21 protein-coding genes are annotated in these 25,268 nt (G+C 66.6%); 15 read left to right on the top strand and 6 right to left on the bottom strand.

Translation table 11 applies throughout. The annotated features are described in order from the left end of the window. Nucleotides 1-3: 3 nt before the first annotated feature. The 14 genes from RTI28_RS27535 (at nucleotide 4) to RTI28_RS27470 (ending at nucleotide 19,223) form a co-directional block, all read left to right on the top strand. Nucleotides 4-777 carry a substrate-binding periplasmic protein gene (locus RTI28_RS27535; RefSeq protein WP_316923439.1) on the top strand — a complete coding sequence of 258 codons (774 nt, stop codon included), beginning with the start codon at nucleotides 4-6 and terminating at the stop codon, nucleotides 775-777. After that, on the top strand, nucleotides 774-3,020 hold the full coding sequence (locus RTI28_RS27530; protein ID WP_316923438.1) for an ATP-binding protein: 2,247 nt from the start codon (nucleotides 774-776) through the stop codon (nucleotides 3,018-3,020). Before RTI28_RS27535 ends, RTI28_RS27530 begins: the two co-directional genes overlap by 4 nt. 178 nt (nucleotides 3,021-3,198) lie before the next feature. Beyond that, the gene (locus RTI28_RS27525) at nucleotides 3,199-4,605 is read left to right on the top strand and encodes an amino acid permease (RefSeq protein ID WP_316923437.1); all 1,407 of its coding nucleotides are present in this window, start codon (nucleotides 3,199-3,201) and stop codon (nucleotides 4,603-4,605) included. Nucleotides 4,606-5,226: 621 nt separating this feature from the next. Next, on the top strand, nucleotides 5,227-6,018 hold the full coding sequence (locus RTI28_RS27520) for an enoyl-CoA hydratase/isomerase family protein (RefSeq protein WP_316923436.1): 792 nt from the start codon (nucleotides 5,227-5,229) through the stop codon (nucleotides 6,016-6,018). A gap of 34 nt (nucleotides 6,019-6,052) precedes the next feature. After that, nucleotides 6,053-7,213 (top strand): acyl-CoA dehydrogenase family protein, encoded by a 1,161-nt coding sequence (locus RTI28_RS27515; protein ID WP_316923435.1) that lies wholly within the window; start codon nucleotides 6,053-6,055, stop codon nucleotides 7,211-7,213. Nucleotides 7,214-7,223: 10 nt separating this feature from the next. Continuing rightward, the gene (locus RTI28_RS27510; protein ID WP_316923434.1) at nucleotides 7,224-9,341 is read left to right on the top strand and encodes an acetate--CoA ligase family protein; all 2,118 of its coding nucleotides are present in this window, start codon (nucleotides 7,224-7,226) and stop codon (nucleotides 9,339-9,341) included. Continuing rightward, the gene (locus RTI28_RS27505) at nucleotides 9,334-10,941 is read left to right on the top strand and encodes a 5-guanidino-2-oxopentanoate decarboxylase (RefSeq protein WP_316923433.1); all 1,608 of its coding nucleotides are present in this window, start codon (nucleotides 9,334-9,336) and stop codon (nucleotides 10,939-10,941) included. The genes RTI28_RS27510 and RTI28_RS27505 overlap by 8 nt, the downstream gene beginning before the upstream one ends. A gap of 15 nt (nucleotides 10,942-10,956) precedes the next feature. After that, complete coding sequence (locus RTI28_RS27500; protein ID WP_316923432.1) at nucleotides 10,957-12,147, top strand: pyridoxal phosphate-dependent aminotransferase; 1,191 nt, start codon at nucleotides 10,957-10,959, stop codon at nucleotides 12,145-12,147. Next, nucleotides 12,140-13,549, top strand: coding sequence for an aldehyde dehydrogenase family protein (locus RTI28_RS27495; protein ID WP_316923431.1), 1,410 nt, complete (start codon nucleotides 12,140-12,142; stop codon nucleotides 13,547-13,549). The genes RTI28_RS27500 and RTI28_RS27495 overlap by 8 nt, the downstream gene beginning before the upstream one ends. Nucleotides 13,550-13,572: 23 nt before the next feature. Then, the gene (locus RTI28_RS27490) at nucleotides 13,573-14,274 is read left to right on the top strand and encodes an NAD(P)H-dependent oxidoreductase (RefSeq protein WP_316923430.1); all 702 of its coding nucleotides are present in this window, start codon (nucleotides 13,573-13,575) and stop codon (nucleotides 14,272-14,274) included. Between the two features lie 265 nt (nucleotides 14,275-14,539). Then, the gene (locus tag RTI28_RS27485) at nucleotides 14,540-15,643 is read left to right on the top strand and encodes a polyamine ABC transporter substrate-binding protein (protein WP_316923429.1); all 1,104 of its coding nucleotides are present in this window, start codon (nucleotides 14,540-14,542) and stop codon (nucleotides 15,641-15,643) included. Nucleotides 15,644-15,685: 42 nt separating this feature from the next. Then, entirely contained in the window at nucleotides 15,686-17,098 is a 1,413-nt protein-coding gene (locus RTI28_RS27480; RefSeq protein WP_316923450.1) for an aminotransferase, read from the top strand. 53 nt (nucleotides 17,099-17,151) lie between these two features. Beyond that, on the top strand, nucleotides 17,152-17,973 hold the full coding sequence (locus RTI28_RS27475; RefSeq protein WP_316923428.1) for a helix-turn-helix transcriptional regulator: 822 nt from the start codon (nucleotides 17,152-17,154) through the stop codon (nucleotides 17,971-17,973). A 152-nt stretch (nucleotides 17,974-18,125) separates the two neighbouring features. Then, nucleotides 18,126-19,223, top strand: coding sequence for a P1 family peptidase (locus tag RTI28_RS27470; RefSeq protein WP_316923427.1), 1,098 nt, complete (start codon nucleotides 18,126-18,128; stop codon nucleotides 19,221-19,223). A 19-nt stretch (nucleotides 19,224-19,242) separates the two neighbouring features. Here RTI28_RS27470 and RTI28_RS27465 read toward each other — a convergent pair whose 3' ends face one another. The 3 genes from RTI28_RS27465 to RTI28_RS27455 form a co-directional block, all read right to left on the bottom strand. Further along, entirely contained in the window at nucleotides 19,243-21,030 is a 1,788-nt protein-coding gene (locus RTI28_RS27465) for an ABC transporter ATP-binding protein/permease (protein WP_316923426.1), read from the bottom strand. Nucleotides 21,031-21,188: 158 nt separating this feature from the next. Further along, nucleotides 21,189-21,494 carry a hypothetical protein gene (locus RTI28_RS27460; RefSeq protein WP_316923425.1) on the bottom strand — a complete coding sequence of 102 codons (306 nt, stop codon included), beginning with the start codon at nucleotides 21,492-21,494 and terminating at the stop codon, nucleotides 21,189-21,191. A gap of 443 nt (nucleotides 21,495-21,937) precedes the next feature. Continuing rightward, nucleotides 21,938-22,768 (bottom strand): oxidoreductase, encoded by an 831-nt coding sequence (locus RTI28_RS27455; protein ID WP_316923424.1) that lies wholly within the window; start codon nucleotides 22,766-22,768, stop codon nucleotides 21,938-21,940. 128 nt (nucleotides 22,769-22,896) lie between these two features. Between RTI28_RS27455 and RTI28_RS27450 the strand changes: the two genes are divergently transcribed. Then, the gene (locus RTI28_RS27450; protein WP_316923423.1) at nucleotides 22,897-23,781 is read left to right on the top strand and encodes a LysR family transcriptional regulator; all 885 of its coding nucleotides are present in this window, start codon (nucleotides 22,897-22,899) and stop codon (nucleotides 23,779-23,781) included. A 34-nt stretch (nucleotides 23,782-23,815) separates the two neighbouring features. On the opposite strand, the gene RTI28_RS27445 is transcribed toward RTI28_RS27450, so the two are convergent. The 3 genes from RTI28_RS27445 to RTI28_RS27435 all read right to left on the bottom strand — a co-directional run bounded on the left by RTI28_RS27445 (nucleotide 23,816) and on the right by RTI28_RS27435 (nucleotide 25,226). After that, complete coding sequence (locus RTI28_RS27445) at nucleotides 23,816-24,040, bottom strand: FecR/PupR family sigma factor regulator (protein WP_316923422.1); 225 nt, start codon at nucleotides 24,038-24,040, stop codon at nucleotides 23,816-23,818. A 90-nt stretch (nucleotides 24,041-24,130) separates the two neighbouring features. Next, nucleotides 24,131-24,643 (bottom strand): AAA family ATPase, encoded by a 513-nt coding sequence (locus RTI28_RS27440; protein ID WP_316923421.1) that lies wholly within the window; start codon nucleotides 24,641-24,643, stop codon nucleotides 24,131-24,133. Between the two features lie 19 nt (nucleotides 24,644-24,662). Further along, the gene (locus RTI28_RS27435) at nucleotides 24,663-25,226 is read right to left on the bottom strand and encodes a hypothetical protein (RefSeq protein ID WP_316923420.1); all 564 of its coding nucleotides are present in this window, start codon (nucleotides 25,224-25,226) and stop codon (nucleotides 24,663-24,665) included. Nucleotides 25,227-25,268: the final 42 nt, after the last annotated feature.

Raw genomic sequence — 25,268 nt, 5'->3', positions numbered from 1 at the left:
GCCATGCGCCGGCTGCTGGCGGTGCTGGCGCTGCTCGGCAGCCTGCCGCTGATGGCCGCCGAGCGCGTGCGCTACTGCGATTACCCGGTGTATCCGCCGGTGTCCTGGAGCGACGGCCGTCAGGTCCGTGGCCTGGCGCCGACGGTGGTGCGCGAGCTGTTCGCGCGCATGGGCCTGGAGGTGGAGATCGTCGTCCTCGGCAACTGGAAGCGCTGTCTGCTGGATGCCGCGCAGGGGCGGGTGGACGTGGTGCTGGCCTACGACAGCGATCAGCGTGACCTCGGCATGCGCTTCTCCAGGGAGCCGGTGATGCGCGAGGAGGTCGCGCTGTTCGTCAACCGCCAGCGCCCGGTGCACTTCGAACGCCTCGAGGATCTGGCCGGCTACCGTGGCGGCCTGCTGTTCGGCGAAAGCTACGGCCAGGACTTCGACCGCTTCGTCGCCCGCCACCAGAACATCGAATGGGTGTCGTCCAGCCGGCAGAACTTCGGCAAGCTGATACGCGGGCGCATCGACTTCGTGGTCCAGGAGCGGCGCACCGGCGAGCTGTTCGTCGAGAACCTGCCCGGCGCCGGCGATATCGTCGCGCTGCCGCGGGCGCTGAGCGTCGACTACCTGCGGGTCGCGGTGTCGAAGCGCTCGCCGCTGAGCGCGCACATGGCGCAGATCGACGAGCAGCTCAGGCGCATGGCCGCCGCCGGAGAAATCCAGCGCTGGCTGGAGCAGAGCGAAGTGACTTACCGCGACATGATCCGCCTGCCGGTGAACGCACCATGATCCGCTGGCGCGTCGATGGCCTGCTGCGCCGGCTGCTGCTGTACATCCTCCTGTTCAGCCTGTGCTTCACCGTGCTGGCGAGTTCCGTGCAGCTGTATTTCGAGTACCGCCGGGAGATGCGCGACATCGAATCGCGCATGGCCCTGATCCGCGTCGGCTACCTGGCCAGCCTGGAGCGCAGCCTGTGGGACCTCGACGAAGCGCAGCTGAATACCCAGTTGCGCGGGCTGGTGGACTTTTCCGATGTCGCCCGGGTGCGCCTGAGCAGCGATGATTTCAATCTGCTGCGCGGCGAGGCCGAGCCCAGGGGGCCGCTGCGGATCGAGCGCTTCGCCCTGGATTACCAGCCGCCGTCGGGGCCACCGCGGCACCTGGGCGAACTGGAGGTGAGCATCGACCTTGGCGCCGTGCACCACCGCCTGTTCGCTACCGGGCTGACCAGCCTGCTGTGGATGGGCGTGTTTCTCTGCGGCCTGGCGGTGGTCCTGTCGGGGCTGTTCTATCGCCTGGTGACCCGCCATCTGCGGGTCCTGGCCGAATTCGCCCGGCGTGTCGGCGGCGGTGCGTGGCAGGAGCCGCTGCGCCTGGATCGTCGGCCTGCCGCCAATGGTGACGAGATCGATACCGTGGCCCATGCCCTGGACGACATGCGCCGGGCGATCCTGCGCGATATCGAGCGCCGCGAGCTAGACCGCCTGGCCCTGCAGGACAAGCGCGACGAGCTGCAGGCCATGGTCGAGCGGCGTACCGCCAGCCTGGCCCGGGCCAAGGACGAGGCGGAAGCGGCCAACCTGGCCAAGTCGCGTTTTCTCGCGACCATGAGCCATGAACTGCGCACCCCGCTCAACGGCATCCTCGGCATGGCCGAATTGCTCCACGACGCCGGCCTCGGCGAGCGCGACCAGCAGCGTCTGGACGCCTTGCACAAGGCCGGCGAGGGCTTGCTGGCGATTCTCGACGAGGTGCTGTATTTCGCCCGGCTCGAAGAAGGCGAAAGCCATCCCGAGCCGATCGATTTTTCCCTGCGCCGCCTGTGCGCGGAGGTCATCACCCTGCTGGAGCCGCGCGCGGCCAGCAATCACGACCGCCTGGTCTGTCATCTCGACCCGCGCCTGGCCGAATGGCAGCGGGGCGCCGGGCAGTATCTGCGCCAGGTCCTGAGCAATCTGCTGGCCAATGCGATCAAGTTCACCGAGCACGGTGAGGTCACCCTCGAAGTCCTGGTCCTGGCCGACCTGCCCGACGGTCAGCAACTGCGGGTGACGGTCAGCGATGACGGCATCGGCATCGCCCCGCAGATGCAGGCGAAGATCTTCGAGCGTTTCACCCAGGCCAGCGAGGCGGTGGCGCGGCGCTATGGCGGTACCGGCCTGGGCCTGGCGATCTGCAAGCATCTGGTAGAGCGGCTGGGCGGGCGGATCGGCGTCGACAGCGTCGAGGGGCAGGGCAGTTGCTTCTGGTTCGAACTGGCACTGCGCGATGGCGCGAGCAGCACCGCGCTGCCCCTGCCGGCGCCCTCGGCGAGCCTGGAGATCCTGGTGGTCGAGGACATGGCGCTCAATCGCGAAGTGGCCGCCGGTCTGCTGCAGCGCGACGGCCATCAGGTGCGCTTCGCCGAGGATGCCGGGCAGGCCATGGCGATCTGTGCGCGGCGACGTTTCGACCTGATCCTGCTCGATGTGCACCTGCCGGGCATGAGCGGGGTCGAGCTGTGTCGCTGGCTTCGCGCCACGCCGGGGCCGAACCGCGAGGTGCGCATTCTCGCGCTGACCGCCGGCGTGCAGCCGGCCCAGGTGCCGGGCTACCTGGCCGCGGGGATGCAGGGCGTGCTGGCCAAGCCGCTGCGCCTGGAGGCGTTGCGCCAGGCCCTGACGCAGACGCCGCTGGAGCAGCGGGAAAGCAGCGCGGAAATGGACTGGGCGCTGCTGCAGACCCACCGTACCTTGCTTGGCGAGCAGAAAGTCCAGGGCTTGCTGGCGGTGCTGGGCCAGTCGCTGGAGCAGCATTACCCGATCCTCAGCGAAGCCCTGCAGGCCGGCGACCATGGGGAAATCGCCCATCAGGCCCATCGGCTCGCGGGCAGCAGCGATTCCCTGGGTTTTCGCGGCCTGGCTGCCGTGCTCGGCGCCCTGGAAAACGCCGCCCGCGGGCATGACCAGGACACCCTGCAGCGCTTGCGCGAACCGCTGCGGATCCAGATCGAACAGGCCCGCGCGACCTTGCAAGGCCTGATCCAGCACTGACGTACAGAAACGTTACGACTTTTTACATCTTCGATCCTGGCGGACAACGGCGCCTTACATCGCTTTCCAATAATCGACGGCAACCGTGCTGGACGCGGTCCGTCAGGCTTATTGGAGATAACAATAATGAAATGCCGCAGAGCTGATTCCTTCGCCACCTTGCCGCGAGGTGGCCGCGATGACTGATACCAACGAGCGCAAGGGCATCCACCTGACCCGCGCGCTGAAGAGCCGGCACATCTTCATGCTGTCCCTGGGCGGGGTGATCGGTACCGGGCTGTTCATGGGCTCCGGGGTGACCATCAACCAGGGCGGGCCGATGGGCGCCGTACTGGCGTACCTGGTGGCTGGGCTGCTGATGTACCTGGTGATGGTCTGCCTCGGCGAGCTGTCGGTGCAGATGCCGGTCTCGGGTTCGTTCCAGGCCCATGCCACGCGCTATATCGGGCCGGCCACCGGTTTCATGATCGGCTGGGTGTACTGGATGAGCTGGGCCACCACCGTGGGCCTGGAGTTCACCGCCGCCGGCATGCTCATGACCCGCTGGTTCCCCGAGGTGCCGATCTGGTACTGGTCGGCGCTGTTCGTGGTGGTCCTGTTCGGCCTCAACGCCCTGGCCACCCGTGCCTTCGGCGAAGCGGAATACTGGTTCTCCGGGATCAAGGTGGCGACCATCCTCGCGTTCATCGTCATCGGCATCCTGGTGATGTTCGGCGGCATCCCGCTGTCCAGTGGCGCACCGGCGCCGCGGTTCGACAACCTGATCGGCGATTCGCTGTTCCCCAACGGCATCTCGGCGGTGTTCGCGGTGATGATGACCGTGGTCTACGCCTTCCAGGGCTGCGAGATCATGGGCGTGGCCGCCGGCGAGACCGACCAGCCGGAGAAGAGCATTCCCCGTGCGGTGCGCAATGTGGTGTTCCGCGTGCTGATCTTCTATGTGCTGGCGATCCTGGTGCTCTCGGCCATCGTCCCGTGGCAGCAGGCCGGGCTGATGGAAAGCCCGTTCGTGCAGGTGTTCGACATGGTCGGCATTCCGTTCGCTGCCGATGTGATGAACTTCGTGATCCTCACCGCGATCCTCTCGGTGGGCAACTCCGGACTGTACGCCTCGACGCGGATCCTCTGGGCCATGTCCAGGAGCGGCATGGCCCCGCGCAGCCTGACGCCGCTGAGCAGCCGCGGCGTGCCGCTGCGGGCGCTGAGCATCACCCTGTGCTTTGCCCTGATCTCGCTGATGACCAGCTTCGTCGCCGCCGACACCCTGTTCATGGTGCTGATGGCGGTGAGCGGGATGTCCGGCACCGTGACCTGGATCGTCATTGCCCTGGCCCAGTACCGCTTCCGCAAGGCCTTCCTGAGCGAGGGCGGCAAGCTCGAAGACCTCAAGTACCGCGCGCCGCTGTATCCGCTGGTGCCGCTGTTGTGCATCACGCTGTGCAGTTCGCTGTTCGTGTTCCTGGCGCTGGATGAAACGCAGCGGCCGTCGTTGTACTGGGGCTTCGGGTTCATTGCGCTGTGTTATGCGGCGTATTTCCTGGTGAATCGCAAGCGGCAGGGGGCGTTCTTGCCGACCTCGGTGTAAGGGCTGACAGGTGCTCGCCTCGACAGGTGCAGCGCCCTTGAGATCGAGCGCCGCCCGCGCGGCGCATCGCTGTGCATGACGATGCTTTTCTAGTGCCCTTGAGATCGAGCGCCGTCCGCACGGCGCATCGCGGATAAATCCGCTCCCACATTTGTTGCAACGTACCTATGTCTGTCAGGCCATGGTTGACCGCCTTGTTGGTTCGACGCGATACCGAGTCGAGCCCAACAGCCTCCCCGCGATGCATCGCCGAAAAAACAAAGGCTGACAACTCAAATCCAACAGGCCATGGCACGTTGCAACAAATGTGGGAGCGGATTCATCCGCGATGCGCCGCGCGGGCGGCGCTCGATCTTGAGAGCGCAGCAAGGCTCAAGACAGGCACCTGTATGCCTTGACGCGGTTTCCCGTCCAGCCACAGGCGGTGTCGACAGTTGTGCAAAGTTGTAACAGCTCAACCTGAGAAAGTCCTTTAACTAAAATTAATTTCAATAAAAACAATCAGATAACCAATAAGTCTCACCTGTTACATAAGATAAATCGCCAATTGCCGCCTTGTTGAACACTCGTTTAGTATCCCCCTCATTCCTCACCCAAACCACAACAACACCGAGGCCTGCCATGACGAACCTGTCGCCCCTGTCGAGCAAAGTCGAAGCCGGCGTAGCCTGGATCACCCTCAACCGTCCGCAGCAGCGCAACGCGCTGGACATCCCCACCCTCAAGCACCTGCACGCGCTGCTCGACGACTTCGCCGACGATCCGGCCGTGCGCGTCGTGGTCCTCACTGGCAGCGGCCGCAGCTTCTGCGCTGGTGCCGACCTCGCCGAATGGGCCGATGCCGAAGCCCGCGGCATTCTCGAAAGCTACGGCTGGACGGAAACTGCCCATGCCCTGATGCAACGCCTGCACAGCCTGGACAAACCGACCATCGCCGCGGTCAACGGCACCGCGGTGGGCGGCGGCATGGACCTGGCGCTGTGCTGCGACCTGCGCGTGGCCGGCGCTTCGGCGCGCTTCAAGGCCGGCTACACCAGCATGGCCTACAGCCCCGACGCCGGCGCCAGCTGGCACCTGCCGCGGCTGATCGGCGCAGAGCAGGCCAAACGCCTGCTGTTCCTCGACGAACTCTGGGGCGCCGAACGTGCCCTGGCCTGCGGCCTGGTGGGCGAGGTAGTGGCCGACGAGCAACTGCTTGGCCATGTCGCCGAGCTGGCCGCACGCCTGGCCCAGGGCCCGACCTTCGCCTACGCCCAGACCAAACGCCTGATCCGTGACGGCGCCCAGCGCACCCTGGCCGAGCAACTGCGCGAGGAGCTCGCCGCCGGCCTGCTCTGCGGGCGCAGCGCCGACGGTGCCGAGGCGTTGCGTGCGTCGGTGGAGCGCCGTGCACCTGCATTCGTCGGTAAATGAACAACTTACAAGAACTTCTTGAGGACGTTTCGCAATGAATTTCCAACTGACCCAAGAACAAGAAATGTTGGTGGATGCGGTCCGCAGCTTCGTCGCCCGTGAACTGCTGCCCCATGAGGAAGAGGTCGATCGCGCCGACGCGGTGTCGCCGGAACTGGCCGCGCAGATCCGCGGCAAGGCCATCGCCGCCGGGTTCTATGCCTTCAACATGCCCGAGGAAGTCGGTGGCGGCGGCCTCGACTACCTGTCCCAGGCCCTGGTCGAGCGCGAGCTGTCCAAGGTCTCCTGGGCCCTGCACGTGTTCGTCGCCCGTCCGTCGAAGATCCTCATGGCCTGCAAGGGCCAACAGGTCGATGACTACCTGATCCCCTGCGTGCAGGGCGAGAAGACCGACTGCTTCGCCCTCACCGAGCCGGGCGCCGGTTCCGACGCCAATGCGATCAAGACCCGCGCGGTGCGCGAGGGCGACGACTTCGTCATCAATGGCAGCAAGCACTTCATCAGCCATGCCGGCCACGCCGATTTCGCCATCGTCTTCGCCGTCACCGATACCTACGAGCACAACGGCCGCAAGCGCAATGCCGTGACCGCCTTCCTGGTCGACCGCGGTACCCCGGGTATGACCGTGCGCCGCGGGCCGAAATGCGTGAGCAACCGCGGCTACCACACCTACGAACTGTTCTTCGATGACTGCCGGGTGCCGGCGAGCAAGGTCCTCGGCGAAGTGGACAAGGGCTGGGAAGTGGCCAATGCCTGGCTTACCGCCGGGCGCGTGATGGTCGCCGCCAACTGCGTCGGCCAGGCCCAGCGCGCCATGGACCTGGCGCTGCAATGGGCGGCGGACCGCAAGCAGTTCGGCCAGGCCATCGGCAGTTACCAGGGGGTGTCGTTCAAGCTCGCCGACATGGCCACGCAGATCCGCGCCGCGGAGCTGCTGACCCTGCACACCGCGTGGAAGATGGATCAGGGCAGCATGACCGACGGCGAGGCCGGCATGGCCAAGCTGTTCGCCAGCGAAGTGCTGGGCAAGGTGGCCGACGAAGCGGTGCAGATCTTCGGCGGCATGGGCCTGATGGACGAGGGCCCGGTGGAGCGCATCTGGCGCAACGCGCGAATCGAGCGGATCTGGGAAGGCACCTCGGAAATCCAGCGCCACATCATTTCCCGCGAACTGCTGCGGCCTTTGCTGCGCTGAGGAGACGCCCATGTCGCCATCCATTCGTGACAACCTCAAGCGCCTGCTGGCCCCGCGGCACCTGGCCTTCATTGGCGGCCGGAGCATGGCCCGAGCCCTGCGCCGCTGCGCCGACGGCGGCTTTGCCGGGCAGATGTGGCTGGTCAACCCGCAGCACCCGAGCATCGACGGCGTGCCTTGCGTGGCCAGTGTCGCCGAGCTGCCCTGCGGGCCGGACGCGGTGTTCATCGCCACCAACCGCGAGCTGACCCTGCAGTGCGTCGGTGAACTGGCCGCCATCGGCGCCGGCGGCGCCATCTGCTACGCCTCGGGCTTCGCCGAGACCGGCGAGGAAGGCCAGCGCCTGCAGCGGCAATTGCTGCAGGCGGCGGGCAGCATGGCCTTGCTCGGCCCCAACTGCTACGGCCTGCTCGACTACCTGCAGTGCGCCGCCCTGTGGCCGGTGGCCCATGGCGGGCGCAAGGTGGAGCAGGGCGTGGCGGTGCTGACCCAGAGCGGCAACTTCGCCTACAACCTGTCCATGAGCGACCGTTCGCTGCCGGTGGCCTACATGGCCTCGGTGGGCAACCAGGCGCAACTGGGCGTCGCCGAGCTGATGGACGTGCTGCTCGACGATCCGCGGGTGACCGCCATCGGCTTGCATCTGGAAGGCCTGAAGAACGTGCCGGGCTTTGCCCGCGCGGCGCACAAGGCGCTGGAGAAGGGTATCCCGGTCGTTGCGCTGAAGACCGGCGTGTCGCAGATCGGCGCCGAGCTGGCGCTCAGTCATACCAGCTCGCTGTCCGGCTCCGACGCCCTGTACGACAGCCTGTTCCGCCGCCTCGGGGTGATCCGTGTCAGCGGCCCGGTGAGTTTTATCGAAACCCTCAAGGCCGCCGCCTGCGGCCAGTTGCCAACGGGCGACAAACTGGTCGCGCTGGCCTGTTCCGGCGGCGATGCCGGGCTGATCGCCGACTATGCCGAGCGCAATCGCCTGGATCTGCCGAAACTCGCCCACGGTCAGGTGGCGCAGTTGGCCGAAGTGCTGCCGGCCTACGCCAACCTGGTCAATCCGCTGGATTTCACCACGGCGATCTGGGGCGACGAGGTGGCGCTGCGCAGCATGCTCGACGCCGCCCTGACCAGCGATGCCGACGCGGCCATGCTGGTGCTGGACTATCCCGCCGAGTTCACCGGCGAGCGCAAGGAATGCGACCTGATCCTGGAGCTGTTCCTCGCGGCGCTGCAGCGCCATGGCAAGACCGGTTTCGTCACCTCGGCCTTGCCCGAGCTGCTGCCGGCCAAGGCCCGCGAACGCCTGCATGCCCGGGGCATCGCCGCCCTGCAGGGGGTCGAGGACGGTCTGGCCGCGTGGGGCCGGATCGTCGCCTGGCAGCAGGAGCGCCGGCGCCTGCTGGCCCTGGGCGAGTCGGCGCTGGTGCCGCTGTGCCCCGCTGCGCTATCGGGCGAGGCCGAGTTGCTGGACGAATGGCAGTCGAAACAGGCCCTGCGCGCCTTCGGCCTCAACGTTCCCGCTGGCGTGCTGAGTACGCCGGAGCGGGCCGCCGCCGATGCTGCCGGCGTCGGTTTCCCGCTGGTCCTCAAGGCCGTCAGCGCCCAGCTGCCGCACAAGACCGAAGCCGGTGCCGTGGCCCTGAACCTCAAGGATGCCCGGGCCGTGGACAGCGCGCTGGCGACCATGCGCGAGCGCATCGCCGCCTACGCCCCGGATGTGCCGTTCGCCCGGGTGCTCCTGGAGCCCATGGCCGCAGCGCCGCTGGCGGAACTGATCGTCGGCATCAAGCGCGAGAACGATTTCGCCCTGGCCCTGGTGATCGGCGCCGGCGGCGTGCTGGTGGAACTGCTCAAGGACAGCGTCAGCCTGCTGCTGCCGACCACCGACGGCGCTATCCGCCAGGCCGTGCTCCGCCTGCGCAGCGCGGCATTGCTGCAGGGCTTCCGCGGGCGTCCCGCGGCGGATCTGGATGCGGTGGTCGCGGCGATCCGCGCCGTGGCCGACTACGCCTGCGAAAACGCCGGGCGCCTGCTGGAGCTGGATGTGAACCCATTGATGGTCGGTGCCCAGGGCACCACCGCGGTCGACGCGCTGATCCGCCTCGGCCAGGTACAAGGAGACGAACATGCATGAATCCACCCTGACCGGCGGCCAGGCCCTGGTGCGCCTGCTGGCCAACTACGGCGTCGACACGGTGTTCGGCATCCCCGGCGTGCACACCCTGGAGCTGTACCGCGGCCTGCCCGGCAGCGGCATCCGCCATGTCCTGACCCGCCACGAGCAGGGCGCCGGCTTCATGGCCGACGGCTATGCCCGGGTCAGCGGCAAGCCGGGGGTGTGCTTCGTCATCACCGGGCCGGGGGTGACCAACGCCGCCACCGCCATCGGCCAGGCCTATGCCGACTCGGTGCCGCTGCTGGTGATTTCCAGCGTCAACCACACCTCCAGCCTCGGCAAAGGCTGGGGCTGCCTGCACGAAACCCAGGACCAGCGCGCCATGACCGCGCCGATCACCGCGTTTTCCGCCGTGGCCCTGAGCGCCGCGGACCTGCCGCAGCTGATCGCCCGTGCCTGGGCGGTGTTCGACAGCGAGCGCCCGCGGCCGGTGCATATTTCCGTGCCGCTGGATGTGCTGGCGGCGCCGGTGCCCCACGACTGGAGCAACGAGGTAGTGCGCCGTCCGGGCCGTGGCGTGCCGTCGCCTGAGCTGCTGGACCGGGCCGCGGCACGTCTGGCGGCGGCGAAACGACCGATGATCATCGCCGGCGGCGGCGCCATCGACGCTTCAGCGCAGTTGCAGCGACTGAGCACCCGCCTGGCCGCGCCGCTCTTCACCAGCGTCGCCGGCAAGGGCCTGCTGGCGCCGGATGCACCGTTGAATGCCGGGGCCAGCCTGTGCGTCGAGCCGGGCTGGCAACTGATCGCCGAGGCCGATGTGGTCCTGGCGGTGGGCACCGAGATGGCCGACACCGATTTCTGGCGCGAGCGCCTGCCGCTGAGTGGCGACTTGCTGCGGGTGGATATCGATCCGCGCAAGTTCAACGACTTCTATCCCTGCGCCCTGGCCCTGCACGGCGATGCCCGGCAGACCCTGGCGGGGATTCTCCAACGGCTGCCGGACACCTGCCGCGAGCCTGCGGCAGCCATCGCGGCGGTCGCCGGCCTGCGCCAGGCCATCCGCGTCGGGCACGGGCCGCTGCAGGGCATTCACCAGGCGATCCTCGACCGGGTGGCCGCGGAACTGCCGGAAAACGCCTTCATCAGCACCGACATGACCCAGCTGGCCTACACCGGCAACTATGCTTTCGCCAGCCGCGCGCCGCGCAGCTGGCTGCATCCGACCGGTTACGGAACCCTGGGCTACGGGCTGCCGGCGGGAATCGGCGCAATGTTTGGCGGCGACGGGCGTCCGGGCCTGGTGCTGGTCGGTGACGGCGGGTTCCTCTACACCGCCCAGGAACTGGCCACCGCCGTGGAGGAACTGGACCGCCCGCTGGTGGTGCTGTTGTGGAACAACGATGCCCTTGGGCAGATCCGCGATGACATGCTCGGCCTGGATATCGAGCCGATCGGCGTGCTGCCGCGCAACCCGGATTTCGCCGGCCTCGGCCGCGCGTTTGGTTGCCACGTGGCGCAACCGGCCAGCCTCGACGAGCTGCAGCAGGAGCTGCGCAGCGGCTTCGCCCGCAACGGCGTGACCCTGATCGAACTCAAGCACGCCTGTGCCCGCTGAAATAGGAGCTTTGCCATGCGTTTTTCCAGTCTGACCCAGCGTATCGCCGGTGACGGTGCCGCCGCCTGGGAGATTCACTACCGCGCCCTGGCCATGCGGGCCGAGGGCAGGGACGTGCTGTTGCTGTCGGTGGGCGATCCGGATTTCGACACGCCGCAGCCCATCGTCGAGGCGGCTGTCGACAGCCTGCGCGGCGGTCATACCCATTATTCCGATATCCGCGGCAAGCAACCGCTGCGCGAAGCGATCGCCCGGCGTTACCGGCAGCGCAGCGGCCAGGCGCTGGATGCCGGCCAGGTCACCGTGCTGGCCGGCGCCCAGTGCGCGCTGTTCTGTGTGGCCCAGTGCGTGCTCGAAGCGGGCGACGAGGTGATCGTGCCGGAGCCGATGTACGTCACCTACGAGGCGGTGTTCGGCGCCTGCGGTGCGCGCATCGTCACCGTCCCGGCGCGTGCGGAGAACGGTTTTCGCGTCGATCCGGCGGATGTCGCCGCGCGCATCACCCCGCGCACCCGCGCCCTGGCCCTGAACAGCCCGCACAATCCCACCGGCGCCAGCCTGCCGCGCGCCACCTGGGAGGCCCTGGCCGAACTGTGCGTGGCCCATGACCTGTGGCTGATCTCCGACGAGGTCTACAGCGAGCTGCTGTACCACGGCCAGCACGTCAGCCCGGCCAGCCTGCCGGGCATGGCCGAGCGCACCGCGACCATCAACAGCCTGTCCAAGTCCCACGCCATGACTGGCTGGCGGGTCGGCTGGGTGATTGGCTCCCGCGAACTGGCCGCGCACCTGGAAAACCTCGCGCTGTGCATGCTCTACGGCCTGCCGGACTTCATCCAGGACGCCGCGGTGGTGGCCCTGTCGCACGAACTGCCGGAGGTGGAAAGCATGCGCCAGACCTACCGCCAGCGCTGCGAGCTGGTCTGCGCACAGCTGCAGGCCAGTCCCGGGCTCAAGGTGGTGAGGCCCGATGGCGGCATGTTCGTGATGGTCGATATCCGCGCCACCGGCCTCAGCGCCCAGGCGTTTTCCTCGCACCTGCTGGAGACCGAGGGGGTTTCCGTGCTCGCCGGCGAGGCCTTCGGGCCCAGCGCGGCCGGGCACATCCGCCTCGGCCTGGTGCTGGACAGCGCCGGACTGCAGGAGGCCTGCACGCGGATTGCCCGTTGCGCCGCGGCGCTGCTGGAGAGCAAGGCCCATGCGTGAGTATTCGCGGCTGTACATCGACGGTGCCTGGCGCACACCGAGCGGGCAGGGCATGGCCGAGGTGATCGACCCGGCCAGTGAAAGGGCGACCGGCCGGGTCCCGCTGGGCGACCAGGCCGATGTCGAACGCGCCGTGCAGGCGGCGCACCGGGCCTTTGGCGACTGGTCGCGGACCTCGTCCAGCGTGCGCGCCGGCTATATCCGCGCCCTGGTCGAGCAGTTGCGCAGCCGCGCCGCGGACATGGCCGATGTCATCACCGCCGAGCTGGGCATGCCGGTGCAGTGGTGTCGCAGCGTGCAGGTCGAAGGGCCCGTCACTGGCCTTGAACAGTACGTCGAACTGGCCGGGCTGATGGACCGTGTGCATGAAGTCGGCAACTCGCAGGTGTACCGCGAGGCCGTGGGCGTCTGCGCCTTCATCAATCCGTGGAACTACCCGCTGCACCAGCTGATTGGCAAGCTCGCACCGGCGTTGGCGGCGGGCTGCACCGTGGTGGTCAAGCCGAGCCAGGAAACCCCGCTGCATGCCTTCCTGCTGGCCGAGATGATCGACGCCATCGGCCTGCCGCCGGGGGTGTTCAACCTGGTCAGCGGGCCGGGTTCGAAAGTCGGCGAGGCGCTGGCCCGGCATCCGCTGGTGGACATGGTCTCGTTCACCGGCTCCACCGGCGCCGGCGTGCGTGTGGCCCAGGCCGCGGCGCCGACGGTCAAGCGCGTGTGCCTGGAACTGGGCGGCAAGTCGCCGCTGCTGATCACTGCGGATGCCGACCTCGCCGCCGCCGTGCGCCATGGCGTGCAGGACGTGATGATCAATTCGGGGCAGACCTGCACCGCGCTGACCCGCATGCTGCTGCCTGCCGAACGCTATGCCGAGGCGGTGGAGATCGCTGCGGCCGAGGCGCGGGCGTTGGTCATGGGCGATCCGCGTGACCCTGCCAGTTTCCTCGGGCCGATGTGCTCGGCGGCGCAACGGCGCACCGTGCAGGAGTACATCGGCATCGGCCAGGCGGAGGGCGCGCGGCTGGTGTGCGGCGACGAGGCGCTGCCGGAGCGTGGCTTCTATGTGGCGCCGACGGTGTTCGCCGGGGTCGACAACCGCATGCGCATCGCCCAGGAGGAAATCTTCGGGCCGGTGCTGTGCTTGATCCCTTACCGCGACGAAACCGAGGCCATCGATCTGGCGAATGACTCGCCATTCGGACTGTCCGGAGGTGTCTGGGCCGGCACTTTCGAGCGGGGGCTGGAACTGGCGCGGCGGATCCGCGCCGGGCAGTGCTTTGTCAATGGTGCGGGCTTCAACTACCGTGCGCCCTTCGGCGGCTACAAGCAGTCCGGCAACGGCCGCGAGTGGGGCGAGGAAGGGCTGGGCGAATTCGTCGAAATCAAGGCTGTGCAGGTTTGACTGACTCCAACAAGGACCGCTTCATGAATGTATTGATCGTGCATGCTCATCCCGAGCCGCAATCCTTCACCGCCGCGCTGCGGGACCAGGCTGTCGAGACCTTCCGCGCGCAAGGTCACGAGGTCAAGGTCAGCGACCTCTATGCCATGGGCTGGAACCCGGTGGCCAGCGCCGCCGACTTCGCCAGCCGGGAGAATCCCGAGTACCTGGTGTATGCCCTGGAACAGCGCCTGGGGGTGAAGAGCGGTTCCATCGCCGCGGATATCCAGCAGGAGCTGGACAAACTGCTGTGGGCCGACCTGCTGGTGCTGAATTTCCCGATCTTCTGGTTCTCCGCGCCGGCCATGCTCAAGGGCTGGATCGACCGCGTGCTGGTGTCGGGGGTGTGCTATGGCGGCAAGCGGTTCTACGACCAGGGTGGCCTGGCCGGCAAGCGCGCGCTGGTCACCGTGACCCTTGGCGGGCGCGAGCACATGTTCGGCGAGGGTGCGATCCATGGGCCGCTGGAGGACATGCTGCGGCCGATCCTGCGCGGGACCCTGGCCTATGTCGGCTTCGAGGTGCTGGCGCCGTTCGTGGCCTGGCATGTGCCCTATATCAGCGACGAAGCGCGCAAGGGCTTCCTGGAGGATTACCGGGTGCGGCTGGAGCAGCTGTCGGATGATCTGCCGCTGGAATTCCCCAGGCTGGGGCAGTTCGATGAGGCGCTGTACCCCCTGAAATAACACGCATTGCCGGCCCATCACCCTGTAGGAGCTGGCTTGCCTGCGAAGGACCGCGCAGCGGTCCCCGATAGCGGTGAAGTCTGGGACCGCTATGCGGTCCTTCGCAGGCAAGCCAGCTCCTACAGAATCAAAGAAGGCCGGCGGCGTCCCAGGCCGGACATACCCAAAAACGACCACCCCCCCATCCGGGTTATGTCCCCTCCAGGCCAAACCCCCGATAGTGATTCCACCGGCTCATTCCGAGCAGTCACACGATGGAGTTGCTATGGGCAAGGCACCAAAGGTGATCGGCAGTCTTCTCCTGGCAGGCGCGGCAACGCTCGCCCTGGCCGGTGAAGCGGACACCGGCAATACGCTCAGGCTGTACAACTGGACCGACTATATCGGCGAAACCACCCTGGCCGATTTCGAGAAGGCCACCGGCATCAAGGTGATCTACGACACCTTCGACGGCTACGAGACCGTGCAGACCAAACTGCTCACCGGTCGCTCCGGCTACGACCTGGTGATGCTCAACGCCTCCCTGGTGCCACCGCTGATCAAGGCCGGGGTGTTCCAGCCCCTGGACAAACAGCTGCTGCCGAGCTGGAACAACCTCGATCCCCAGGTGCTGGCCAGCCTCCAGGGCTACGACCCCGGCCTGAAGTTCTCCGCGCCCTACACCTGGGGCAGCTCCGGCGTCACCTACAACGTCGACAAGATCAAGGCACGCATGCCCGACGCGCCCATCGGCTCGCTGGCCATGCTCTTCGATCCGAAGATCGTCGCGCGCTTCGCCGACTGCGGCGTGACCCTGATGGACGCACCCAGCGAAGTCATCCCGCTGGCCCTGCAGTACCTCGGCAAGGACCCGCACAGCGCTACCCCGGCCGACCTCGACGCCGCGCAGAAGCTGCTGCTGGATATCCGCCCGTACATCCGCAAGTTCGACTCGGTGAACTACCTCACCAGCCTGCCCAACGGCGATGTCTGCCTGGCCCTGACCTGGTCCGGCGACTACGCCACCGCCCAGGCCCGCGCCGAAGAGGCGAAGAAGGACATCCACCTGAAGTTCTTCATCCCCGGCGAAGGCTCGCTGATCTGGTTCGACAACCTCTACCTGCCCAAGGACGCACCCCACGTCGCCAACGCGCACCGCTTCATCGAGTTCCTCCTGCAGCCGCAGAACATGGCCGGAGTGACCAACCTGATCCACTACGCCAACAGCAATGCGGCGGCGACCGCGCTGGTCAAGGCCGAGATCCGCGACGACCCGACCATCTACCCCGATGACGCCACCCGCCAGCGCCTGTTCGCCCAGAAGACCCAGTCGGCGCGGGACATGCGCGCCATCACCCGGGTGTGGAACACGGTCAAGACCGGCTACTGATTTCCTTTCTCCATTCCGTACCGCAAGGAGCTGCCCATGAGCATGCCCAATACCGCACTGCACCCGAGCTTCGTCGTCGACCCTCTGGTGGAAGCCGACAAGGCCCACTACATGCACGGCTACCACATGTTCGACGAGCACCGCGAACAGGGCGCGCTGAACATCGTCGCCGGGGAGGGCGCGTACATCCGCGACACCGAGGGCAACCGTTTCCTCGACGCCGTCGGCGGCATGTGGTGCACCAACATCGGCCTGGGTCGCGAGGAAATGGCCCTGGCCATCGCCGACCAGGTGCGCCGCCTGGCCTATTCCAACCCGTTCTCGGACATGGCCAACGACGTCGCCATCCAGCTCTGCCAGAAGCTCGCGCAACTGGCGCCGGGCGACCTCAACCATGTGTTCCTCACCACCGGCGGCTCCACCGCGGTGGACACCGCCTACCGCCTGATCCAGTACTACCAGAACTGCCGTGGCAAGCCGGAGAAGAAGCACATCATCGCCCGCTACAACGCCTACCACGGCTCCACCACCCTGACCATGTCGATCGGCAACAAGGCCGCCGACCGGGTGCCGGAGTTCGACTACGCCAACGAGCTGATCCACCACGTCTCCAACCCCAACCCGTACCGCGCCCCGGACGACATGGACGAGGCGGAGTTCCTCGACTTCCTGGTGGCCGAGTTCGAGGACAGGATCCATTCCCTCGGCCCGGACAAGGTCGCGGCGTTCTTCGCCGAGCCGATCATGGGCTCGGGCGGGGTGATCATTCCGCCCGAAGGCTACTTCAAGCGCATGTGGGAGCTGTGCCAGACCTACGACATCCTCTTCGTCGCCGACGAAGTGGTGACCTCGTTCGGCCGCCTCGGCACCTTCTTCGCCAGCGAGGAGCTGTTCGGCGTGACGCCGGACATCATCACCACCGCCAAGGGCCTGACCTCGGCCTACCTGCCGCTGGGGGCGTGCATCTTCTCCGAGCGCATCTGGCAGGTCATCGCCGAGCCGGGCAAGGGCCGCTGCTTCACCCACGGCTTCACCTACAGCGGCCATCCGGTGTGCTGCACCGCGGCCTTGAAGAACATCGAGATCATCGAGCGGGAGAACCTGCTGGCCCATGTCAACGACGTCGGCGGCTACCTGGAACGGCGCCTGGCGAGCCTGCGCGAGCTGCCACTGGTGGGTGATGTGCGCTGCCTGAAGCTGATGGCCTGCGTCGAATTCGTCGCCGACAAGGCCAGCAAGGCGCTGTTCGCCGACGCGGTGAACATCGGCGAGCGCATTCATCGCAAGGCTCAGGCCAAGGGCCTGCTGGTGCGGCCGATCATGCACCTGAACGTGATGTCACCGCCGCTGGTGATCACCCATGCCCAGATCGACGAGATCGTCGAGATCCTCCGCCAGTGCATCCTCGACACCGCCGCCGAACTGCGCGCCGAAGGCCTGTACCACGGCCTATGAACAGCCTGCGCCGCCCTGTGCGCCAGCATGCCCGGCAGGCTAGACTGCCGGGCATGACCCAGGCCACTCCCGATACCCCCGTCACCCTGACCTTCGCCACCCTGCAGCGCTGGCATACCGCGTTGCAGAACGCCCTGATCCACTGCGAGCGGAACGACGCCCTGGCCCATCTGGCCGCGGCCATCGGCGAGCTGGTGTCGGTGGAGTCGATGATGATCAGCCTCGAATGCCGGGGTCGCGCGCCGCAGCTGCTGTATCAGCAGGGCATTCCCGAGCGCTACCGCGACGCCGTGCTCAAGCGCTATTTCGCCGCTGGCTACCTGCTCGATCCGTTCTGCCTGGCGGTAGAGAACGGCCTGGCCGAGGGTTTCTACCACCTGGCGGAGATCGCCCCGGACCATTTCTTCGACAGCGACTACTACAAGACCTACTACCTGGCCACCGGCTGCAGCGAGGACAGCTACTTCATCGCCGACCTCGGCGAGGACCGCAAGCTGTCCCTGAGCCTGTTCCAGGGCTGCAGCGGCACGCGCCTGAGCAATGCGCAGCTGGACCTGCTGCGTGCGGTGGAGCCGATGGTTCGCGAGGTGCTGCGCCGGCATGGTCTGCACTGCCTGGCCGAAGCCGGTGGTGGCGTCGAGCGTGGCGGCTTGCAGGCGGCATTCGACAGCTTCGGCTGCCAGGTGCTGACCGACCGCGAGCGGCAAGTTGCGCAGATGATCCTGCGCGGGCACTCGGTGAAATCCACCGCCATCGAGCTGGGGATTTCGCCGGAGACCGTGCGCATGCACCGCAAGAATCTGTATCTGAAGCTGGAGATCAATTCGCAGTCGGAGTTGTTTGCGTGTTTTATCGAGTGGTTGCGGCAGGGGTAGGGTGCCTGTCTTGAGGTCTGTATCGCTCTTGAGATCGAGCGCCGCGCGGGCGGCGCTCGATCTGGAGAGCGCTATAAACTTCAAGGCAGGCCCCCGGCAACCCCACCGCAATCTCCCGTCAGGCACTCAAGCACCAAACCCAAGGAGCCCCCATGCGCCCCCGTCAACTCGGCATCACCACCGGCCTCGGCACCCCCGGCGAATTCAACGCCATCACCGATGTCCCCGGCGTCCGTGTCGGCCATTGCACGCTGATCGAGGGCGAGCAGATCCGCACCGGTGTCACCATCATCCAGCCCCGCGCCGGCGAGGCGCGTCTGCAGCCGTGCTTCGCCGGGGTCCATGTCCTCAACGGCAATGGCGATGCGACCGGCCTGGAGTGGATTCGCGAAGCGGGCCTGCTGACCACGCCGATCGGCATCACCAATACCCACAGCGTTGGCGTGGTGCGCGATGCCTTGATCGCCGCCGAGCGCGACCGCCTGGCCGATCCGTCCACCTACTGGTGCATGCCGGTGGTGATGGAGACCTATGACGGCGTGCTCAACGATATCTGGGGGCAGCACGTACGCCCCGAGCATGTCCTGGCCGCGCTGGCCGATGCCCGGCCCGGGCCCGTCAGCGAAGGCGCGGTCGGCGGCGGCACCGGGATGATCTGCCATGAATTCAAGGGCGGCATCGGCACGGCCTCGCGCAAACTGCCGGCGGCGCAGGGCGGCTGGACGGTGGGCGCGCTGGTCCAGGCCAACCATGGGCAGCGGCGGGAGTTGCGCGTCGATGGCTATCCGGTCGGCCGAGTGCTGGGCGACCTGCCGTCACCCTTTGCCGAACGCGGCGAGCCGGGCATGGGCTCGATCGTGGTGGTGCTCGCCACCGATGCGCCGCTGTTGCCGCATCAATGCCAGCGCCTGGCGCAGCGCGCATCGATCGGCATCGCCCGCACCGGCGGCGGTACCGAAGACTCCAGCGGCGACCTGTTCCTGGCCTTCTCCACCGCCGACCAGCAACTGCCACCGGTGGGCTACGGACGCTCCGGCGTGGCGTTTTCCCAGGCGGTGGCGATGGTCAACAACGACCATATCAGTCCGCTGTTCCGCGCCGCGGCGGAGGCGGTGGAGGAGGCGATCGTCAATGCGCTGCTGGCCGGGGTGGACATGCGCACCGCGAGTGGTGCGCTGGTGCCGGGGCTGAGCGGGGAACGCCTGCTGGACGCGCTGCGCCAGACCGGCTGGAAACCCGCCTGCCCGTGACAGGGGCGTCGAAACCCGCTCAGGCGATCCTCCAGCCACCCAGCCCATCCAGCTCCAGGTGATGACTGTGAAACCCCGCCAGGGTCGCCCGATGGCCGACGCTCACCAGCATGCTGTCGGCCATGCGCTCGCGCAGCAGGCCGTACAGCGCGTGCTCCAGCCCTTCATCCATGGCTGAGGTGGATTCGTCGAGGAACACGATCCGCGGTTTGTTGAACAGCACCCGGGCAAAGGCCAGGCGCTGCTGCTCGCCGACGGAGAGGATGTGTGCCCAGTCGTGGCTGTCGTCGAGCTTGTCCACCAGGTGCCCGAGATTGACCTCGCGCAGCGCCTGGCCCAGGCGTTGGTCATCGTCCGGTGACCCCGGCGCGGGATAGGCCACCGCCGTGCGCAGCATGCCCAGCGGCAGGTACGGTCGCTGCGACAGGAACAGCGCTTCGGTGCCGCCCGGGCAGCGCACCTCGCCCTCGGCATATGGCCACAGCCCGGCCACGGCGCGCAGCAGGGTGGTCTTGCCGCAACCGGAAGGCCCCTTGATCAGCAGCGAATCACCCGGGTGCAGGCGCAGGTCGAAATCCTTCAGCAAGGCATGGCCGTCCGGGCGCATCACCTGCATCCCGCGGATCTCCAGGGCGTCGGCCTGGTTGACCCGCTGTACATGGGGCAGGGCGCGGGCCTCGGCGTTGGCGTCGAGGAAACCGGTGAGACGGTCGAGGGTCGCGCGGTATTGGGCGAAGGTGTCGTAGGACTCGCGGAAGAACGACAGCGAATCCTGCACCTGGCCGAATGCCTGCGAGGTCTGCATCACGTCGCCCAGCTTGATCGCCCCGCTGAAGAAGCGCGGCGCCTGGAGAATGAAGGGGAACACCACCGCCACCTGGCTGACCGCGAGGTTGAAGCCGTCGAACTTCAGGTTCCGGTAGACCAGGGCCCAGACATTGCGGATCAACGCCATGAAGCGCCCCAGCAGGGTATCGCGCTCGATGGCCGCGCCTTGGTAGAACGCGACGTTTTCCGCGTACTCGCGCAGGCGCATCAGGGCGTAGCGGAAGTTCGCCGTGAGTTTTTCGTTGAGGAAGTTCAGGCGGATCAGCGGCTTGCCCAGCTTGAAGGCGATCCAGGTAGCGACCAGCACATAGACGTACACCGCGAACACCATCGCCCGCGGCACCTCGACCCCGGCCACGCTCAGCGGCGCCGACAGCCCCCAGAGAATCCCGGTGAAGGCCACCAGCGACACCAGCGCGCTGATCGCCCCCAGCGACAGGCTGACCGAGCCGGCGACGAAGGTGGTCACGTCCAGTTCGATACGCTGGTCCGGGTTGTCCACGGGATGCTCCAGGAACTGCCCGCGGTAGTAGGCGTCGCCGTCCATCCAGTCGCGGGCCAGGCGTTCGGTGAGCCAGGTGCGCCAGCGGATAGTGAAGGCCTGGGTCACGTAGTAGGTGAACAGCGCACGCAGCACATGGATGCTCGCCAGCACCGCGAACACCCCGAGCAGATACCAGAAGGCGGTCTGGTCCAGGCCCTGCAGGGCACTGTAGAAACCGTTGTACCAGAACGAAAACAGCACGTTCAGGCGCACCGCGAACAGCGCCAGGACGATCAGCAGGCTGTACGTCAGCAATGGTCGCCAACTGTGTTTCGGGCTCAGGTAAGGGCCGGCGATCTGCCAGAACTGCTGGCCCCAGCGGGTGCAGCGGATGGCCAGTTTCGCGCAGAGGGCGAGGGCGAAGAAGGTGATGATGCAGGCGCTTGCCAGCCAGATGAGGCTGTCCTGCAGGGCTTGGTGCCAGTCCATTTCCATGGGCGGGGTTCCAGACGGGAGGTCTGGTCAGCGTAGATGAGTGGCAGGGCGGGATGGGTGAAGGAATCTTTAATGTCCGGCAGGCGCGAGTCGTGTCGAGTGAGCCGATCGGGGCTGCGAAGCAGCCCCAAAGCGCTAACAGGCAGTGGCTACCTTGACTACCTGGGCCGCGAGGGTTCTGGCTTGCGCATCAGCGCCTCCAGCATTGCCTCGCAGATCTCCAGCGAGTGTTGCGTCGCCCAGGCCAAGCGGGTCATTGGCCTGGACGCCATTTCGCACACCTGCCGGTTGGTTTCCATGGCGGCGGTCAGCGAGGTGGACAGGTGCACCAGCACATGCTCCAGGGACGTGCCCGGATTGATCGCGAGCAGCGGACTGTGGGTGCCGCGGCAGGTGGCGAAATCGGTATGCGCGGTTTTCGGGGAAGGGCTTGATTGGGGTGGATCGGGGACGATCTTTTTCATTGCGAGACTCCTGGATCAGTGGAGCCGCCAGCCTTCGTGGCCAGACATAAGGGAGGCGACTGTACGCAGGCTGGTCAACCGGAGATCCAGGAACCCGGCGCACCCGAAGGTGCCCCGCGCACAGCCGCCATGACTCGAATCGGCAGGCATGAAAAAGCGCCCGCCAATCGGTTGGGGCGCTGATGCGCTCCTGTATCTTGCGGGGGACCAGACCCGGTCGCTGAATTTGCAGCGACCGGCGAAGACTAGGACCCGCATTCCACGAGCGCAACGAGTTAAAGGGCGCAGAAGTATGATTGGGAAATTGCCTACGAGAAAGTCGGAAACAGGGGAAATTTCGTAGCGATATGCGACGGCTGCAAGCCCATTCTTTCCCTGTGATGGGCTTTTCAGTCATGGAGTACAGATGTACTCCGTGACTGATTCAAGCAGCGCAAGCGTCTTTATTGTGCGAAATCGGTCGACAACGACAGCGCCTGCCATTCCACCCGTTCCTGCTCGACCGCCCGATGCTTGGTCTCGATCCGTGCCAGTGCATCGCTGCCCAGCGCCAGGCGCTGCGGCGGGTTGGCGGCATTGGCCAGGGTCAGCAGCGCCTCTGCCAGCTTCGCCGGATCACCCGGCTGGGCATGGTTGGCCGCCGCGGCGAAGTTGCGCATCACCCCCACGGTAGCGGCGTAGTCCGGCAGCTCCAGGGCAGTCTTCACCAGCGACTGTTCATCGAGAAAATCGGTGCGGAAGAAGCCGGGCTCGACCACCGTCACCTTGATCCCCAGCGGCGCCAGCTCCTGGTGCATGGCTTCGCTGATGCCCTCGACCGCGAACTTGGTCGCGCCGTACACGCCCCAGCCCATGTAGGCCTGATAGCCGCCCAGCGAGGAGATATTGATCACATGGCCACTGCGCTGCCGGCGCATATGCGGCAGCACGGCGCGGGTGACATTGAGCAGACCGAACACGTTGGTGGCGAACAGCCGCTCGGTTTCGCTGGCGCTGGTTTCCTCGACCGCGCCGAGGATGCCGAAACCGGCGTTGTTGACCAGTACATCGATCCGTCCGAAGCGTTTGATGCCGGCGGCGACGGCGTCGTGGGCCTGCGCCTCGCGGGTGACATCCAGACGCACCGCCAACAGGTTCGGGTGTTGCCCGAGGCGCGCCTCGATATCCTCGGGGTTGCGCGCGGTGGCGATGACCGCGTCGCCGGCGGCGAGCGCCTGTTGCGCGATGAGGGTGCCGAAACCACGGGAAGCGCCAGTAATGAGCCAGGTACGCATTTCAACTTCTCCTGCATCCGACCCCACCCGATGCGGGGCCTTCTCGATACGTGGAGCCCACTGTAAATCCGGCGGATTGCTGTGATAATCCCAGGAATCTTGCATTGGCTTGTGAGGAAAATTCAGCAATGAAGCCGATCAGCACCTCCGACCTGTCGCTGTTCCTGTGCATCGCCCGCCACCTCAACCTCAGTCGCGCAGCGGTGGAACTGGGCTTGACCCCGTCGGCGCTGAGTCATGCCCTGCGCCTGCTGGAAACCCGCCTGGCGGTGCGCCTGTTCAATCGCACCACCCGCAGCGTGGCCCTGACCGAGGCCGGCGAGCGCCTGTATCGACGCCTGCAACCGGCGTTCCGCGATATCGCCGATGCCCTGGAAGACCTCAACAGTTTTCGCGATACGCCGTCGGGCAACCTGCGCATCACGGCCGGGCGTGCGGCGGCGCAGCTGGTGCTGTTGCCGGTGCTGCCGGATTTTCTCAAGGCTTGCCCGGATGTGCGCGTGGAGATCGTCGCGGACGATGCGCTGGTGGATATGGTCGGTGCCGGCTTCGATGCCGGGGTGCGCCTGGGCGAACGCCTGCAGGCGGACATGGTGTCACTGCCGATCGGGCCGAACCTGCGCTCGCTGGTGGTGGGCTCACCGGCGTTCTTCGAACGCCATCCAGTGCCGCAGCATCCGCAGGACCTCCGGGACCTGCCCTGTATCGGCCACCGGTTTCCCAGCGGCGCCTTGTATCGCTGGGAATTCGAGCGCGGCGGCATCCAGCTCGAGGTGGAAGTGCAGGGCGCCCTGGTGCTCAGCGATGTCAGCCTGATGCTGGAGCCGGCCCTGCAAGGGCTGGGCCTGGCGTATGTGTTCGAGGACATGGTCAAGGAGCACCTGGCGCGCGGGGAACTGCGCCAGGTGCTGGGGGATTGGTGTCACTACTACTCGGGGTTTCACCTGTATTACCCGAGTCGGCGGCAGGTGCCGGGGGCGTTGCGGGCGTTCATCGATTTCATGCGGGGGTGAAGGTGAACACCGCGAGTCCGGCCAGCATCGGCGTTCAGTCCGGTTTCACCGCCACCGGTGCCTTGGGCAGGGCATTGCTCAGTTCCCAGGTTTCCAGGACCCGGGCGTATTCGAAGGCGTGCTGCGGATCGGCCTGGACCCATTCGGCGAACGCCTCGCGCTCGGCCACGCTGGCATTGCCTTCCTGCAGGCGCAGGCACCACTCGGCTGCCTGGGCAAGGATTTCGTCGCACAGCGGATAGGGAAAATACGGCTTCATGGGCGGCTTCCTGCAGGGTCGGGCCGTCACGGTAGCCAAGCGAATGGCAAAAAAACGTCAAAACGGCCGACAGCGTGCCGGGTCACCGGGTCAGGTAACGCTGGCGGCGGCCAGTCGCGCAAGGATCGCCTCGACCGCCTCGGGCACGCCGAGCCGGGCGCTATCGACGGTGAAGGGTGGCTCGGCCCATGGCTGGTAGTCATGGTTCAGCACCGATTGCCAGTCGGGCGGGGTCAGGCCGGGGATGTCCGCCTGGCGGCTCTCCACCCGGCGCCGGTGTTCGCGCGGGTCGGAACAGATCACCTGGATATCGACCAGCGCCACCCCGGCCTGCTCGGCAATCTCCGCCCAGGCCCGGCGGCTTTCGGCGACCGGGTTGACGCAATCCACGACCAGCCTGTGGCCCAGGCGCAGGTTGGCCAGGGCCAGCGCGCCGGCAACCCTGTAGCCGCTGGTGCCGACATCCTCGATCAGCACCGCGGCATCGCGGATGGCCTGTTCGATGCTGTCGATGCGCAGGTACAGGGCGCCGCTGGCCTTGGCCAGTGCGTTGGCGAGGGTGGTCTTGCCCGTGCCTGGCAGGCCGCTGAAGACGATGAGCATGGAAGGTCCTGCTGTTCGATTACGGGGTAGGGGGCTGATGACGGACGGCTATTGCTCCGTTGGAGATGTCCACCGACACATGATAGGTATCCGCTTCATGCCTGGCCGAATAATCCTTGGGCGGAGCATCGGCGTTGAACATGAGGATCCTGTAGCTGCTGTCCGCTGCGCCGGCGCGCAGTTTTTTCAACGCGCTTCTCTTTTTCCCCTGGAAGAACGAAGGCGCCACATTGAAGGCTTCACCAATCAAGGTCTGGGTTGGCGAAGAGGCCCTGATGTCAAAGCCGTTCTTGTCTTCATTGCCGAATTCGACGGTGTATTCGGTGAAGGGAAAGCTCTTTTCCCGCAGCAGGCCAGCGATGCCGTTGAGGATGACCAGATCGGACATGATCCTGTTGGCGGCTTCGAAAAGCGTGACGTCCGGGTAGGGGCCGACGCCAACCTTGTCTCTTTTCATCGAGGTCAGCAGCGCGACCCCGCTCTTGCCTTGAACCGAGGCGCCCAGGTCGCCGAGGCTGCGCTCGAAGTCTGCCTTGATCAGGTGGATGTTCTGTTCGTTGAGGTTTCTGGTTTTCTGCTGCATGACGCTTCCAGTAGGTGCATCGGTATATTTTTCTGGCGGTCG

It is taken from the genome of Pseudomonas sp. zfem002 (assembly GCF_032621685.1).
In the GTDB taxonomy this organism is placed as follows: domain Bacteria; phylum Pseudomonadota; class Gammaproteobacteria; order Pseudomonadales; family Pseudomonadaceae; genus Aquipseudomonas; species Aquipseudomonas japonica.
Note: the sequence above shows the minus strand (reverse complement) of the source record. Positions and strands in the feature narration are given on the sequence as shown.